11 protein-coding genes are annotated in these 15,580 nt (G+C 51.2%); all 11 read right to left on the reverse strand.

Annotated elements, in window-relative coordinates; all coding sequences use genetic code 11:
- Nucleotides 1-58: 58 nt before the first annotated feature.
- The 11 genes from kdsA to bamA all read right to left on the reverse strand — a co-directional run bounded on the left by kdsA (nt 59) and on the right by bamA (nt 15,564).
- The gene (gene kdsA / locus K7B67_RS09370) at nt 59-913 is read right to left on the reverse strand and encodes a 3-deoxy-8-phosphooctulonate synthase (RefSeq protein ID WP_252180076.1); all 855 of its coding nucleotides are present in this window, start codon (nt 911-913) and stop codon (nt 59-61) included.
- 9 nt (nt 914-922) lie between these two features.
- Nucleotides 923-2,554 (reverse strand): CTP synthase, encoded by a 1,632-nt coding sequence (locus K7B67_RS09375; RefSeq protein WP_252180077.1) that lies wholly within the window; start codon nt 2,552-2,554, stop codon nt 923-925.
- Between the two features lie 138 nt (nt 2,555-2,692).
- On the reverse strand, nt 2,693-4,102 hold the full coding sequence (gene tilS / locus K7B67_RS09380) for a tRNA lysidine(34) synthetase TilS (RefSeq protein ID WP_252180078.1): 1,410 nt from the start codon (nt 4,100-4,102) through the stop codon (nt 2,693-2,695).
- A complete protein-coding gene (locus K7B67_RS09385) occupies nt 4,089-5,039 on the reverse strand; it encodes an acetyl-CoA carboxylase carboxyltransferase subunit alpha (protein WP_252180079.1) in 951 nt (316 codons plus the stop codon). Before K7B67_RS09385 ends, tilS begins: the two co-directional genes overlap by 14 nt.
- An 81-nt stretch (nt 5,040-5,120) precedes the next feature.
- Nucleotides 5,121-8,630 (reverse strand): DNA polymerase III subunit alpha, encoded by a 3,510-nt coding sequence (gene dnaE / locus K7B67_RS09390; RefSeq protein ID WP_252180080.1) that lies wholly within the window; start codon nt 8,628-8,630, stop codon nt 5,121-5,123.
- A 67-nt stretch (nt 8,631-8,697) separates the two neighbouring features.
- On the reverse strand, nt 8,698-9,315 hold the full coding sequence (gene rnhB / locus K7B67_RS09395; protein WP_252180081.1) for a ribonuclease HII: 618 nt from the start codon (nt 9,313-9,315) through the stop codon (nt 8,698-8,700).
- Nucleotides 9,302-10,459 carry a lipid-A-disaccharide synthase gene (gene lpxB / locus K7B67_RS09400; protein WP_252180082.1) on the reverse strand — a complete coding sequence of 386 codons (1,158 nt, stop codon included), beginning with the start codon at nt 10,457-10,459 and terminating at the stop codon, nt 9,302-9,304. The genes rnhB and lpxB overlap by 14 nt, the downstream gene beginning before the upstream one ends.
- Before the next feature lie 46 nt (nt 10,460-10,505).
- Nucleotides 10,506-11,273 carry an acyl-ACP--UDP-N-acetylglucosamine O-acyltransferase gene (gene lpxA / locus K7B67_RS09405; RefSeq protein WP_252180559.1) on the reverse strand — a complete coding sequence of 256 codons (768 nt, stop codon included), beginning with the start codon at nt 11,271-11,273 and terminating at the stop codon, nt 10,506-10,508.
- A 91-nt stretch (nt 11,274-11,364) separates the two neighbouring features.
- Nucleotides 11,365-12,393, reverse strand: a complete 1,029-nt coding sequence (lpxD, locus tag K7B67_RS09410) for a UDP-3-O-(3-hydroxymyristoyl)glucosamine N-acyltransferase (protein ID WP_252180083.1) — start codon at nt 12,391-12,393, stop codon at nt 11,365-11,367.
- 3 nt (nt 12,394-12,396) lie between these two features.
- Entirely contained in the window at nt 12,397-12,894 is a 498-nt protein-coding gene (locus K7B67_RS09415; RefSeq protein ID WP_252180084.1) for an OmpH family outer membrane protein, read from the reverse strand.
- A 354-nt stretch (nt 12,895-13,248) separates the two neighbouring features.
- Nucleotides 13,249-15,564, reverse strand: coding sequence for an outer membrane protein assembly factor BamA (bamA, locus tag K7B67_RS09420; protein WP_252180085.1), 2,316 nt, complete (start codon nt 15,562-15,564; stop codon nt 13,249-13,251).
- Nucleotides 15,565-15,580: the final 16 nt, after the last annotated feature.

Below are 15,580 nucleotides of genomic sequence, written 5' to 3' on the forward strand. Positions count from 1 at the left end.
AAAAACCGCCGAAAGCAGGCGGTTTTTTTTGCTATCCAAGCAAGTACTCAAGTCCTGGTCAATAGGTATCCAGCTCAGGCATGGACTTAACCAGATCGTCAACCGCCTTCACCTGCGTCAGGAAACCTTCCAACTGCGAAAGGCGCAGCGCTGAAGGGCCATCACAACGAGCCGCATCCGGATCAGGATGAGCCTCCAGGAAAAGACCTGCCAGTCGGGTCGACATACCCGCCAGGGACAACTCAGCCACCTGGTGACGACGACCACCCGAAGCCGCCCCCATGGGATCTCTGCACTGAAGCGCATGAGTCGCATCAAAAATAACGGGGGACTGGCCACTGACCTCTTTCATGGTACGAAAACCCAACATATCAACCACCAGGTTGTCGTAACCAAATGAAGAACCACGCTCACAGAGAATGACCTGCTCATTACCAGCCTCCGCGAACTTATCGACAATGTTACCCATCTGGGAAGGGCTCAGGAACTGGGGTTTCTTGATGTTGATCACGGCACCGGTTTTGGCCATGGCAAACACGAGATCGGTTTGACGTGCCAGAAAAGCGGGTAACTGAATCACATCAACCACCTCGGCTACCGGTTGGCACTGATGAACTTCATGAACATCGGTGATCACCGGCATACCGAAGGTCTCTTTCAACTCCTGAAAGATCTTCAAACCTTCTTCCATGCCCGGCCCACGATAGGACTCAATGGAAGAACGGTTCGCCTTGTCAAAGGAAGCCTTGAAAACGTAAGGAATGCCCAGCTTCTCCGTGACCGCAACATAGTGCTCTGCCACTTTCATGGCCATATCACGGGACTCAAGCACATTCATGCCACCAAACAGCACAAATGGCTTGTCATTCGCTACCTGGATAGAGCCTACAGAGACTACTTTCTGTTCAGACATACTGCGTCCTTAATCCTGTCGAGCCTGATGGTCCAGAGCTGCTTCAATAAATGACTTAAAGAGCGGGTGACCATCCCTTGGCGTCGAGGTAAATTCAGGGTGGAACTGACAGGCCACAAACCAGGGGTGCTCTGCCACTTCCACCATTTCAACCAAGGCATTATCTTCAGAACGTCCGGAAATAACCAGACCCGCCTTCTGCAAGGCTGGGAGGTAATTGTTATTCACTTCATAGCGATGACGGTGGCGCTCAGTGACAGCGTCTTTACCATAAGCAGAATGAGCCTGCGTACCAGGAATAAGATGACACTTCTGGGCACCCAGTCTCATGGTTCCACCCAGGTCGGACGCCTCGGTACGAGTCTCGACGGCACCGTCGGAAGACAGCCATTCAGTAATCAGACCTACCACCGGATGCTGGGAATTCTGATCAAACTCGGAGCTGTTGGCTCCTTCCAGACCCGCTTTGTTACGAGCGTACTCAATCACAGCGACCTGCATCCCCAGGCAGATACCCAAATAGGGAACCCTGTTCTCACGGGCATGACGAACCGCCTGAATCTTACCTTCCACACCCCGATGACCAAAACCACCCGGCACCAGAATCGCACTGACACCTTCCAGACGGCTCAGACCTTCCTGCTCCAGCAGCTCGGAGTCAACATAGCGAATAGTGACCTTGGTACGGGTTTTTAATCCGGCGTGTCGAATCGCTTCAATCAGGGATTTATAGGCATCCAGAAGCTCCATGTATTTGCCGACCATGGCAATAGTGACTTCTTGCTCAGGGTGGGTGTCACGGTCGACAACATCTGCCCACTCAGACAGATCTGCAGCCGGTGTATCCAGATTAAACTTATCGACAACAATCTGATCCAGGCCCTGTTCATGGAGCATCTGGGGAATGCGGTAAATGGTATCGGCATCTTCCAGAGAAATAACTGCACGCTCTTCCACGTTAGTGAACAAAGAGATCTTGCGACGGGCAGAGGCTTCAATAAACTGCTCACTGCGACAAACCAGGATGTCCGGCTGAAGACCGATGGATCGCAACTCTTTAACAGAGTGCTGGGTAGGCTTGGTCTTGGTTTCACCGGCCGTCTTGATATAGGGCACCAAAGTCAGGTGCATCAGCAAAGCATGGGAAGAACCCAGCTCAACTTTCAATTGGCGAATCGCTTCCAGGAATGGCTGAGACTCAATGTCACCCACGGTACCGCCAATTTCAACCATGGCGATATCGGCATCACCGGCACCCTGAACAACGCGGCGCTTGATTTCATCGGTAATATGAGGAATAACCTGAACTGTACCACCCAAATAATCACCACGACGCTCTTTACGCAACACATCCTGGTAAACTCTACCGGTAGTAAAGTTATTACCCTTCTTCATGGTGGTGCGCACAAAACGCTCATAATGGCCCAGATCAAGGTCGGTCTCAGCACCGTCTTCAGTGACAAACACTTCACCGTGTTGGAACGGACTCATGGTACCCGGATCAACATTAATGTAGGGATCCAGCTTCAGCATCGTCACCTTAAGACCGCGTGCTTCAAGGATAGCTGCGAGGGAGGCTGATGCAATGCCTTTGCCCAATGAGGATACAACACCACCGGTGACGAAAATATAACGCGTCATTGTTATCTGCTGACTCTTAAAATGCGGGAAAAAATGGATACTCAAGATGGGAGATCAGGATACCAAAACCGTTACTAAACGTAAAACAGATACTGAGAAAATGCTGAAAAAGTTCAATTTCAGTGCTGCTGTCCAGACTCAAACATCAGGACGCCAGGACAGGCATTGACCCAAACCCGGCTCACAGGCGTAACTGACTGTGACAAAAACTCCCGGTAACGCCACCAGCTCATCGCCATGGAAAATAAAAGGAATGCTTTCCCTGACCCAGGGCGGAACCTGATAGTCCTGCAACCAGCGTTTGATGGTTTTACGACCCCGGCGCCCTTTCACAGCGATTTTCAGCCCCGCAGGCAGCTGAGCACGAAACAGTATGCGCAATGGCACCTCAGGCAAGCAAACATTACCGCCTTCCTGCAACGACAGCCTTCCCCCTGAAAAAGGCAGCTCAATGCTTCGATCCAGACACCATTGCCACTCAAGTGCTTCTTTTTCAATCAACTCATTCTTAATCAACTCTTTCTTAATAAATTCAGGCTGACCAAGCAGCACCAGTTTTCCGGCAAAGCGGCGCAACTGAAAAGCCCCCAGACGGACAATAGGTTCAGCATCCCCTGTGGCCTCAATCAAATCCGAAAACAGGACGCTCAGCCGGGCTCTATCCGGCATTTGGACCTGGTGAGTTGCCAGCCAGTAACGAACCACTCTTCGGGCTGCTGCGTCATTAATGAGCCTGAGCGCCTGCAAATCTAAAATGCTGCGCTCACCCCAAAAATGGGAAGGGGGAGGTTGAATAATCTGCCGGGCGTACTGCTCTGTTTGCTCAAGAATAATCTGATTCGCTTCAGAGGCATCCTCGGAAAACTGCGCCAGTCGAGCAGCAACGCCCGGCCAGACAGCCTCAATCTGAGGCATCAGAGCGCGCCTCAGAAAGTTACGACGGAACCTCTGATCCTGATTGGATTCATCCTCTACAAAATCCAAATCATAATTTTTTGCATAGTTTTCAATGTGTTTCCGGGGAGTATTAAGCAAAGGTCTGAACAAAATCCCGCTACCCAAAGCTCTTGAAACAGGCATACCGGCTGCGCCATCCAGCCCACTGCCTCGTAGCAGTCGAAAGAGCACGGTTTCCGCCTGATCATCCTGATGATGACCCATCAGCAAACACCCCCCCTCAGGTAGACAGTCTTCAAAAACGGCATAGCGAGCCTCACGAGCCTGTCGTTCAATATCAGAGGATGAATTAATGGCGACTTTGACGACCTCCAGGGGAACCTGCCATTGTCGGCAAACAGACAGGCAATGTTCCGCCCATGAATCAGCGTTGTCACTAAGCCCGTGGTGAATATGAACCGCCGAGAGTGACTCAACCGCCGCCTGTTCCCGCAGAGACACCAGTAAATGAAGGAGAACCGTGGAATCGACACCGCCGCTGAAGGCCACCACAAGGGGCCTCCCGGCAACGGTTTTGACTTGCTCAGAAAGGTGTTCAGCTAATGCGACGAGAGGGCGACAAAAGGCTGATCCGCCATCAGACAGCGCCATAATCCCTGATTCGCTGATAACGGCTTTCGATCAATTCATCCGCATTCATTTTTTCCAGTTTCTGGAGTTCTTCTTCCAGGGCTGCACCCAGCGAAGCGGCCATCACTTCAGGATGACTGTGAGCACCACCCAGAGGCTCGGTAACCAGACGATCTACCAGCTCCAGTTCCTTCAGCCGGGACGCCGTGACGCCCATCGCTTCTGCCGCTGTAGGAGCGTATTCTGATTTCTTCCAGAGAATCGACGCACAACCTTCAGGAGAAATCACTGAATAGATGGAGTTCTGCAGCATTAATAGCCGGTCACAGACACCGATGGCCAAAGCGCCGCCGGAACCCCCTTCACCGATAACCGTAGAAATAATAGGCACTCGCAGGCGAGACATAACAGCCAGGTTGTAGGCGATGGCCTCACTCTGACCACGCTCTTCTGCACCAATGCCCGGATAAGCGCCCGGAGTATCAATAAACGTCATGACAGGCATTTTGAAACGTTCAGCCATCTCCATCAGCCGACAGGCTTTCCGATAACCTTCGGGCTTGGGCATACCAAAGTTTCGAAGCACTTTTTCTTTGATTTCACGGCCTTTCTGATGACCGATCACCATGACCGGGCGATCATTGAATCGGGCGATACCGCCGACGATAGAAGCGTCATCGGCAAAGTGTCGATCACCATGCAACTCATCAAACTCAGTAAAAAGATATTGAATATAATCCAGAGTGTATGGGCGACGTGGGTGCCTGGAAAGCTGAGCCACCTGCCAGGCAGACAGATCAGAAAATATCTGTTCGGTCAGGGTTTTGCACTTGTTCTGCAAACGGCTGATTTCATCCGTAATGTTCAGTTCGGCATCGCTGCTGACCAGTCTCAGTTCTTCGATCTTTGCTTCCAACTCAGCAATCGGCTGTTCAAAATCCAGATAGTTCGGGTTCATAGATTCCACTTCAAGAGTTCAGCATCAGCGAAAAATACGTAAAAGCGATCAATATGTCGAGTTAAAAAGCGTAAGCGTCCGTTACTGATACTCTACTTTGGTGGATTCTTTCCCCAGCCATTGCCTCAAACCCAACACCAGATCATCACTGGGACTGACATTCCATTGCTCACCCAACTGGAGACTGGCCGAAGCATCTTCACGGGTATAGTTGACCTGCACCGGGAGGTGCCCCGGATGCTGTTCGAGCAGGCCGGACATTTTGGTATGAAAGACTCTGTCCACCTGCTCATGGTGTAAATCCACCAGCAGCCTGCGGGCATAGTAACTTCGGGCATCAATCAGGTTAAGTGCTTTCCTGGCCCTGACCTTGAGGCTACCCGAATAGTCATCAAAGCTGACCTCCCCTTCAAAGACGATCACCGTATCCATTTTGAGAAGCGCCTGACACTGCTCAAAAACATCAGCAAAAATAGACACCTCGATCCGGCCAGTACGGTCATCCAATGTCACAAAACACATTTTGTCGCCGCGTTTGTTTCTCATGGTTCTCATGGCCACCACCAGGCCCGCTATGTTCTGACTTTCGCCTCTGGCAGGCTGAAGATCGCGGATACGATTACGAATAAAATGCTTGATCTCCTGCTCATATTCATCGATAGGATGGCCGGTCAGATACAGACCCAGGGTGTCTTTTTCACCGCTCAGCCGGACTTTATCGGTCCACTCTTCGACCTTGCCGTACTTGTCGTAGACGTTCTCTTCACCAGCGGGTACCAGGGCACCAAACAGATCGCCATGGCCAGAATCAAAACTCTTGGCGGCCTGGTCTGCCGCTTTCATGGCTTCAGGTTGGCTGGACTCCAATACCGCGCGGTTAAAATTGTATCGGGACTTTTTACCCGGCGCAGGCCCCAGCAAATCAAGGGCACCGGATCGAATCAACGCTTCCAGAACCCGTTTATTGATACTCTTGGCATCGACCCGCTCACAGAAATCAAAGAGATCCTTAAACGCTCCGCCTGACTTTCGCGCTTCAACAATCGACTCAATAGGGCCTTCACCCACGCCTTTGATGGCCCCCAGGCCATACACAATATGTCCGTCTTCATTGACGCCAAACATATAGTCACCGCTGTTAACATCCGGCGGCAGGACGGTAAGTTCCATCTCACGACACTCTTCGATAAACGTCACGACCTTGTCGGTATTCTGCATATCCGAGCTCATAACGGCCGCCATAAATTCAGCAGGGTAATGAGCTTTCAGCCAGAGCGTCTGATAAGAGACAAGGGCATAGGCAGCGGAGTGAGATTTGTTAAACCCGTAACCGGCAAATTTCTCCACCAGGTCGAAGATTTTCATCGCCAGCTCGCCATCAATCCCCTGCTTGATAGCACCTTCTTCAAAGACCGCCCGCTGTTTGGCCATCTCTTCCGGTTTTTTCTTACCCATGGCCCGACGCAGCATATCGGCACCGCCCAGGGTATAACCCGCCAGCACCTGAGCGATCTGCATCACCTGCTCCTGATACAGGATGATGCCATAGGTAGGCTGGAGAATCGGTTGCAGCCACTCGTGCTGATATTGAGCATCCGGATAGGACAACTCTTCCCGGCCATGCTTACGGTTAATGAAGTTATCCACCATGCCCGATTGCAGCGGCCCCGGACGGAACAGGGCCACAAGGGCAATAATATCTTCAAAGCAGTCGGGCTGAAGACGCTTGATCAGATCCTTCATGCCCCGGGATTCAAGCTGGAAAACGGCGGTGGTCTCCGCTCGTTTAAGCATGTCGTAGGAGAACTTGTCCTCCAGATCGATCATCATGATGTCGAGTTCATCCTCGCCACGCTGCTGGCGGCGGGGATTGATCATTTTCAGCGCCCAGTCAATGATGGTCAGCGTTCTCAGCCCCAGAAAGTCAAACTTCACCAAACCGGCTGACTCCACATCATTCTTGTCAAACTGGGTAACGATACTGCCGCCGGATTCATCACAATAAAGCGGGGCAAAATCGGTGAGCTTGGTGGGTGCTATCACCACACCACCGGCGTGCTTACCGACATTCCGGGTAACCCCTTCCAGCTTGAGCGCCATATCCCAGATTTCTCTGCCATCTTCATCGACATCAAGAAAATCCCTGATCGTGGCTTCCTGCTCATGAGCTTTGCTGAGGGTCATACCAATCTCGAAAGGAATCATTTTCGAGAGCCGGTCGGCAAGACCATAAGACTTACCCTGAACCCTGGCGACATCCCTGACCACCGCTTTAGCCGCCATGGTACCGAAGGTAATGATCTGGGAGACCGCATCGCGACCGTAGGTTCTGGCGACATAATCAATAACCCGGTCTCTGCCATCCATGCAGAAGTCGACATCAAAGTCGGGCATGGATACCCGTTCCGGATTCAGGAATCGCTCGAATAGCAAATCGTATTGGATAGGATCAAGATCGGTAATTTTCTGGACGTAGGCCACCAGTGAACCGGCACCGGAACCCCGACCCGGACCTACCGGAATGCCGTTATTTTTAGACCACTGGATAAAGTCCATTACGATCAGGAAGTAACCTGGAAAACCCATCTGGAGGATGATATCCAGCTCAAAATCAAGGCGATCCCGATACACTTTTTCTTTGCTGGCGTATTCCGGGTCAGCAGGGTCCAGAATGGTTTGCAAACGCTCCGTCAAACCATCATGGGAAAACTTCCTGAAAAACGCATCCATGGTCATCCCTTCAGGGATGGGAAACTCGGGCAGAAAGTATTCGCCCAGATGTACATAAACCGAGCAGCGTCGGGCAATCTCCACTGAATTTTCGAGGGCTTCAGGGATGTCGGAGAAGAGCTCACACATCTCTTCTTCCGTTTTCAGGTACTGTTCTTCGCTGTATCGCTTGACCCGGCGCGGGTCGTCCAGGGTTGAACTTTCACCAATACAGACCCTGGCTTCGTGGGCCTCGAAGTCTTCTTTATTGAGGAACATCACATCGTTGGTGGCTACCACCGGGCAATCGTATTGTTCAGCCAGGGCGACAGAACCGTGCAGACACTCCTCATCACCCGCCCGGGAGGTTCTATGAAGCTCAAGATAGTAACGCCCCGGAAAGGCAGCCATCCATTCGGTCAACAGCTCACCCGCCAGCGCCTCGTTGCCATTAAGAATGGCCTGACCGACATCCCCTTCCCTGGCGCCTGACAGTGCTATCAAGCCTTCAGATTTTTCCTGGATCCACTCTCTTTTGACAACGGCTTTGCCATGGCGCTGGTTTTCCAGGAATGACTGGGAAATCAGTTCTGTGAGATTTCTGTAGCCCTTCTCATTCATGGACAGCAGCACCAGCCTCACAGGCTCAAGAGCCGGGTCAGAATGGGTTACCCAGAGATCAGCGCCACTGATGGGTTTAATTCCTGCCCCCTGGGCACTGTTATAAAACTTTACCAGTGAGCAAAGGTTTGACTGATCGGTGACGGCCACCGCTGGAAAGCCCCGCTCTCCAATCGCTTTGATCAGAGGCTTGATGCGAACCAGGCCATCGCTCAGGGAAAATTCTGTATGGAGTCTCAGATGTATGAAGCGTGCAGGCATGAGAGAAGGTAAACCTACTGATTGTGATTTTTGATTCTAACAACAGAGCCGGGTTATCTGCCACACATCAAAGCTCTGATGCTTCCAGAACTTCGCGAACAGGCTTGAACGAACGACGATGAATGGGCGTGGCTCCCAGCTTTTTCAGGGCATCCATATGAACCTTGGTGGGATAGCCTTTGTGACCACTGATCCCATAACCGGGATACCGCTTGTCCAGCTCAACCATTTCCCGATCCCGTGTCACTTTTGCCAGAATGGAGGCAGCCCCGATCTCTGGAACAGAACCGTCTCCCTTGACCACAGCCTCGGCAGGACAAGGCAGATCGGGACAACGATTACCATCAATCAGGGCCAGTTCAGGTTTCACTGACAGGCCAGCCACCGCTCTTTGCATGGCCAGCATCGTGGCATGAAGAATATTCAGTTCATCTATTTCATGAACTTCGGCCCTGCCGATGGACCAGGCTAATGCTTTCTCTTTAATTTCTTCAAAGAGCGCATCACGCTTTTTTTCAGAGAGTTTCTTGGAATCATTCAATCCGGCAATGGGATGATCAGGGTCCAGAATAACAGCCGCCGTCACCACCGGACCACAGAGCGGCCCCCGCCCCACTTCGTCGACACCGCAAACCCGTGTCACACTCTCAGGGACAGCAAAAAAGCCCATCTCACTTTGTTCCATCGTATTTTCCTACCACCGACATCACCGCCTCGTAAGCCAAAGCACTGGCATCCCGTTTGAGGGTTTTATGAATCGCTGTAAATTCCTGAATCAGGTGATTTCGCCACTCCTGATCATCCAATGCCCTGATCATGGCCTCGTAGAGCTTTTCAGGTGTCGCATCATTTTGCAGCAGCTCAGGGACACAAGGCTCGCTCGCCAACAAATTCGGCAACCCAACATGATCAACTTTCACCAGCCGACTGAGAATCGCAAAACTCAAAGACGCCATCCGATAACTGATGACCATGGGTCTTTTGTGTAAAGCCGCCTCCAGAGTGGCCGTTCCCGAAGCAATCAAAATAGCATTGGCCGCTGCCATCATCCCGGACGCTTTACCGACGGCAACGGTAACATCCAGATCCGGGAAATTTGCCAGCATGGGCAGCAGCTGCAACTTTCTCTTTTCACTGGCACAGGGAATCAGGAACCGAATATCGGGATGATCTTTCTTTAACAGACGTGCCGTTTTTAAGAAAAGCGCCCCCAAACGGGAGACCTCGGCTTTTCGACTGCCCGGCAACAGGGCGACCACCAGCCCTTCTTCATCGATTCCGAGGCAGCGGCGAGCCGCAACCGCATCCGGCTTCCAGGGCACCTGATCGGCCAGGGGATGGCCAACAAACGTAACCGGAACCCCGTGCCCCTGGTAGTAATCGGCTTCAAACGGGAGCAGTGCAAGCATGTGATCCACCGAGCACCTGATGTGTTTCAAGCGCCCTTCCCGCCATGCCCAAACCTGAGGGCTTACATAATGAACCGTGGGTATCCTATTGGATTTAAGGAACTTTTCCAAAGGCAAGTTAAAGTCAGGAGCATCAATTCCGATAAAAACATCCGGCCTTTCTGCCACAAAGGTTTCTTTCAGTTGCCTGCGAATACCCAATAACTCTTTCAGTCGTCCCAGGACCTCAACCAGCCCCATCACCGACAGTCGCTCCATGGGGAAAAGACTCTCAAACCCTTCGGCGATCATCATCGGGCCACCGATTCCGTAGCATCGGGCATCAGGGTGATGGCGTTTGATCTCCCTGATCAGGGCTGCTCCCAACAGATCACCCGAGGCCTCCCCGGCCACCAGAGCAAATGACAGTGTTCTGGACATTCCTAATTACCGTGAAAAAATAGGTGGCTGACAGAACGGACGGGGATCAGCGTGTGATACCGCGAGTCGATGCTTTCAGAGAGTCAATCAGCAACTGGATTTCGGGTTGTTTTTCCATGGCTTCAAGCCTGACCAGAGCCTCGCTGGTCCGCAGCCCCTGCCGGTAGATCAGCTTGTAACATCGACGTAATTCACGAATCAATTCCGGACTGTAGCCACGACGTCTCATACCCTCAACGTTCATACCATGGGCCTTAGCCGGGTTCTTACTGACCATCACAAAGGCAGGAACATCCTTGAAGATGGCGGTATGAGCAGCACTCATACTGTAATCACCGATGACGCAGAACTGGTGCACAGTGGTAAACCCGCCAAGGATAACCCCATCACCGATTCTGACATGACCTGCCAGCGTGGCGTTGTTAGCCAGAATAATGTTATTGCCAACGATGCAGTCATGGGCGACATGGACATAGGCCATCAACAGATTATTGCAGCCAATCCGGGTGACCGAACTATCCTGCGCAGTTCCCCGGTGAATAGTGCAACCTTCGCGAATCACATTATTGTCGCCCATTTCCAACCAGCTCGTTTCGCCTGCGTATTTCAGATCCTGACAATCTTCGCCAACACTGGAGAACTGAAAAATACGGTTATTTTTGCCTATTCGGGTGTGCCCCCTGATGACGACATGGGCATGGATTTCTGTTCCAGAGTCAATTTCAACGTTTGCGCCAACAACGGCATAGGGGCCGACCTTTACGTCCGGCGCCAGAACAGCACCCGGATCGATGATAGCTGTCGGATGAATCAACTCATCCCGAACAGTATTTGATTCTTGGCTGGAACGGGAATCAATCAAGACTGTAGTTCCTTTCTTGCACAGGTTATTTAAAAAACACATTTCACTCTTCGAGTCGGCGCTCACACTGTTTCAGACGTTTGGCTAAATCATCAAGCTTTCTGAAGCGAACAGCATTCTTTCGCCACTCCCCCGCTTCCATAATGCCTGTTCCGGATGCGTAGGCCCCCGGGCGGGTTATGGATTTGGTGACCATCGCCATGCCAGACAAATGAACATGGTCGGCAATGGTGATATGACCCGCAAGACCCGAAGCACCGGCAATGGTGCAATACTCACCGACCCTGGTACTGCCGGAAATACCGACATTGGCGGCGATGGCGGTGTGTTTGCCTATCACCACGTTATGAGCAATCTGTACCAGATTGTCGATCCTGACCCCATCCTGTATCACTGTGTCACCCAATGCGCCACGATCAATACAGGTGCAGGAACCAATCTCGACATCATTACCAATAACCACACCGCCGATCTGGGCAATTTTATGCCACTGCCCGTCTAAACGGGCATTACCAAATCCATCGGCACCAATCACAGCATTGGCGTGAATAATACTGCGCTCACCAATAAAGACACCGTGGCAAACAGAAACATTCCGACAAATGTGACTATTCTTACCAATCACGGAGTCATGACCGATGACAGCGCCCGCATCAATCCGAACACCTTCAGAAATCTGTACTCCAGACTCAATCACTACTTGCGGACCTATTGCCGCCGTTGGATGAATCTCGACATCAGAAGCAACAACAGCAGAGGGATGAACACCTTCCGGCTGCCCCTTATCGGTATCAAAAAGATGAGAAAGAGAAGCATACCCCAGGTAGGGATTATCCAGAATCAGCGCATTCCCACTCCAGGCTTTGGCCTGATCCGGAGCCAAAATAACAGCACTGGCCCCCGTACTCTCCAGATAGCGAGCGTAGGCCGGGTTTGCTAAAAAAGCCAGCTCCCCGGCAATCGCATCCTGAAGGGTGTTCAAGCCGGAGATGCGCTCCCCGGCATCCCCCCTGAGTTCAGCACCTACCTTGTCAGCCAGCTCACACAGGGTGAAGGAAAAAGACTGCTTCATGTATTACTTCAACTTGTTCATACGCTCAATCACTTTGCGGGTGATATCAAACTCAGGCTTGAGGTAAGGTACAGCACCACGCTCCAGAACCATGTCATAGTTCAGCTCTTTAGACACTTCATCAAGCGCTTTTTCCAGCTTCGGCCTCATCTTACCCAGTTCGGCCTGGTCAGAACGGGCTTTTTCGCTACGCAGCTGTCGATCCTGCAACTGAAGATCTTCAAACTTACGCTTAATTTCAAGCTGACGACTCTCGCGCTGACTCTCAGTCAAAGTAGGACCGTCTTTTTGCAGCTTTTGTTCCAAACCCTTGATTTCATCCTGCAGTGTTTTGAGCTGTTTGATTTTAGGTGCAAACAGTTTTTCGGCTTCTTTGGCATACTTTTTGGCGGCATCCGATTCCTGGATGGCCATTAGTGGATCCACAACAGCGATCTTTTGCGCCTGAGCCAATGGTGACAACAGCAACAGGGCCACAAATGCCAATTTGATCGATTTCAAGTTTATTCTCCTGAATAAAAAACACAAAGCCTAAGCCAGAGCACACGTCCACGAGCCAACTCACCCGGAGAGCCTGTCAGGTACATCCGGGGACAGCTTCGGGGCTCTCCTACAGCGGCTGGCGAGAATGGGCTCATTATAATGAAATAAGACTATATCGCATCTATTTCATGCTGCATTGACTGTATACAATCAGTAAAACTGCCCTGCCTGCTGCCAAAACATTCCATTAAAAACAATGGGCATCACCCCGCACAAAACAATGGTTCTAATGGATGAGGAACATCAGGAAAGAGGACAGCTGCTGTTCACGATCTTACTGAGGACTTCCTAAGTAAGATCGTGAACAGTTGTTTAGAAAGGCGTACCCAGAGAGAACGCAAACACCTGTGTCTCGTCTTCACCCTGAGGGTTAAGCGCCTTGGCCAGACTGAACGTCAGTGGCCCAAGCGGCGTAATCCAGGTCAGGCCCACACCCGCACTGTAGCGGAGCGAGCCAAAATCTGGATTTGAACAGTCCTTGATATCCCCGCTGGGACACGTGGTATCAAAGACATTACCGAAATCAAAGAACAGGCTGGTTCTGAGCGAACGCTGGTCTTTCACGAAGGGCAGCGGGAACAGTATCTCAGCGGTACCCTCAAAGACAAAGTCACCACCAATAGCGTTGTAATCATTGTCATTCTGCTCTTTCGCCTTCGGACCCAGGGAATTATCTTTATAGCCACGAACAGAGCCAAAGCCACCCGCATAGAAATGCTCAAAGAAAGGTATATCGGTGGTACTACCATAGGCACCGATGTAACCAATTCTGGTGGAGATGCGTCCGGTCAGTGAGTCAGTAAAAGGATAGAAGTACTGGCCACGATAAACGAGCTTGTAAAAGCTGACATCTGAGCCCGGAATGGTCACCTGCGCCGTGGCACTCTGGGAGTATCCCCGTGTCGGCAGTAAGCCCCGGTTCAATTCATTTTCAGACCAGCTCAGCGTCGTTTTGATGTTGGTATAGCTGTCACCGTTCGCCTTCAGGTAATCGAGAATGTAATCCGGTGTTTCTGTACCTGTGGTAATACTGGTAGCATCAACACCCACCCCCATGCTGATAGACTGAGTTTCCGAAATCGGGTACCCGAAGTTAACATTGGCACCGGTTGTATCAGCGGCGTAATTTGAAATATCGGTGTTGCTGTAATCATAAGAACGATGATACAAGCTAAATCCGCGACTCACGCCATCCACGGTAAAGTATGGGTCCATAAAACTGAAGTTATAGAGCTGGCTGACATCACTCTTGTTCAGACCTACAGACACCCTGTTACCCGTTCCCAGGAAGTTATTCTGACTGATGGAGCCACCCAGCAGCAGCCCATCCGACTGCGAGTAACCGACACTGGCAGAAATACTGCCTGACGGCTGCTCTTCAACGGTGTAGTTGACATCGATCAGGTCACTGGTGCCAGGCACCGGTGGTGTTTCAACATTGACTGATTTGAAGAAACCCAGTCGCTCCAGACGCACCTTGGACTGTTCAATCTTTTGGGTGTTGGCAGAGGCACCTTCCAGCTGACGCATCTCACGACGCAGAACTTCATCTTCAGTTTTGGTGTTTCCGGAGAAGTTAATCCTGCGAACATAAGCGCGCTTGCCCGGATCAACGAAGAATGTCAGGGAAACCGTTTTCTTTTCGTGATCGGGAGTGGGAATACCCGTTACATTGGCAAAGGTATAACCCTCGTTACCCAGACGCCTGCTCAGAGTTTCTTCTGTTGCGGTGATCACACGACGAGAAAATACCTGCTCTGGCCTAGCCAGCAGCAGACGCTTGGCTTCCTCTTCAGGAATAATCAAGTCACCCGCCAGCTTGACATCACTCACCGTGTATTTGTCGCCTTCATCAACATTCACTGTGATAAAGACACTTTGCTTATCAGGGCTGATCGAGACCTGAGTGGAGCGAATATTAAAGTTGATATAACCCCTGTCCAGGTAATAGGAACGGAGTCGTTCCAGGTCACCCGAGAGTTTTTCCCGGGAATATTTATCGCTGGAACCGAAAAATGAAAGCCAGTTAGACTTCTTGAGCTCAAACAGATCAATCACATCTTCCTGCGGGAAAACGGTATTACCGACCACATTGATATGTTGAATGGTGGCTACTTTACCTTCTTTGACATTAATCGTCAGCTTGATCCGGTTGCGGGGCTGGGCTTCAACATCAGCGGTAATACTGGCACCGTATCGACCCTGGGCAACATACTGGCGCTCCAGTTCCAGCCGAATAGCCTCTAGGGTAGCCTGCTGAAAAATCTCACCCTCTGCCAGACCTGACTTGCTCAGACCCTGCTTGAGATCTTCCGTCTTGATCGCCTTGTTACCCTTGATAACTATCTCACTGATGGAAGGCCGCTCGATAACCGAGATAACCAGAATATCGCCATCTCGGGCCATTTGAATATCTTTGAAATACCCTGTCTGAAACAGAGATTTAGCTGCACTGGAAATTTGCACAGACTCAATATCATCCCCAACTTCTATGGGCAACGCATTAAATACTGTACCGGCTGAAACCCTCTGCAGGCCATCAATCCGGATATCAGACACTACAAAAGCATGAGCGCCTGACGCATAGGCCATTGAGCCAATCAGCAGGGACAACAGTGATCGCTTCATGGAATCCGTTCTTAGT

It is taken from the genome of Endozoicomonas sp. 4G, from assembly GCF_023822025.1.
Taxonomy (GTDB): Bacteria; Pseudomonadota; Gammaproteobacteria; order Pseudomonadales; family Endozoicomonadaceae; genus Endozoicomonas_A.

What these genes read in the sequence shown, in the direction of transcription:
- kdsA (WP_252180076.1), bottom strand. Translation starts at nt 913, where the DNA reads ATGTCTGAACAGAAAGTAGTCTCTGTAGGCTCTATCCAGGTAGCGAAT.
- lpxB (WP_252180082.1), bottom strand. Translation starts at nt 10,459, where the DNA reads ATGTCCAGAACACTGTCATTTGCTCTGGTGGCCGGGGAGGCCTCGGGT.
- rnhB (WP_252180081.1), bottom strand. Translation starts at nt 9,315, where the DNA reads ATGGAACAAAGTGAGATGGGCTTTTTTGCTGTCCCTGAGAGTGTGACA.
- tilS (WP_252180078.1), bottom strand. Translation starts at nt 4,102, where the DNA reads ATGGCGCTGTCTGATGGCGGATCAGCCTTTTGTCGCCCTCTCGTCGCA.
- K7B67_RS09385 (WP_252180079.1), bottom strand. Translation starts at nt 5,039, where the DNA reads ATGAACCCGAACTATCTGGATTTTGAACAGCCGATTGCTGAGTTGGAA.
- dnaE (WP_252180080.1), bottom strand. Translation starts at nt 8,630, where the DNA reads ATGCCTGCACGCTTCATACATCTGAGACTCCATACAGAATTTTCCCTG.
- bamA (WP_252180085.1), bottom strand. Translation starts at nt 15,564, where the DNA reads ATGAAGCGATCACTGTTGTCCCTGCTGATTGGCTCAATGGCCTATGCG.
- lpxD (WP_252180083.1), bottom strand. Translation starts at nt 12,393, where the DNA reads ATGAAGCAGTCTTTTTCCTTCACCCTGTGTGAGCTGGCTGACAAGGTA.
- K7B67_RS09375 (WP_252180077.1), bottom strand. Translation starts at nt 2,554, where the DNA reads ATGACGCGTTATATTTTCGTCACCGGTGGTGTTGTATCCTCATTGGGC.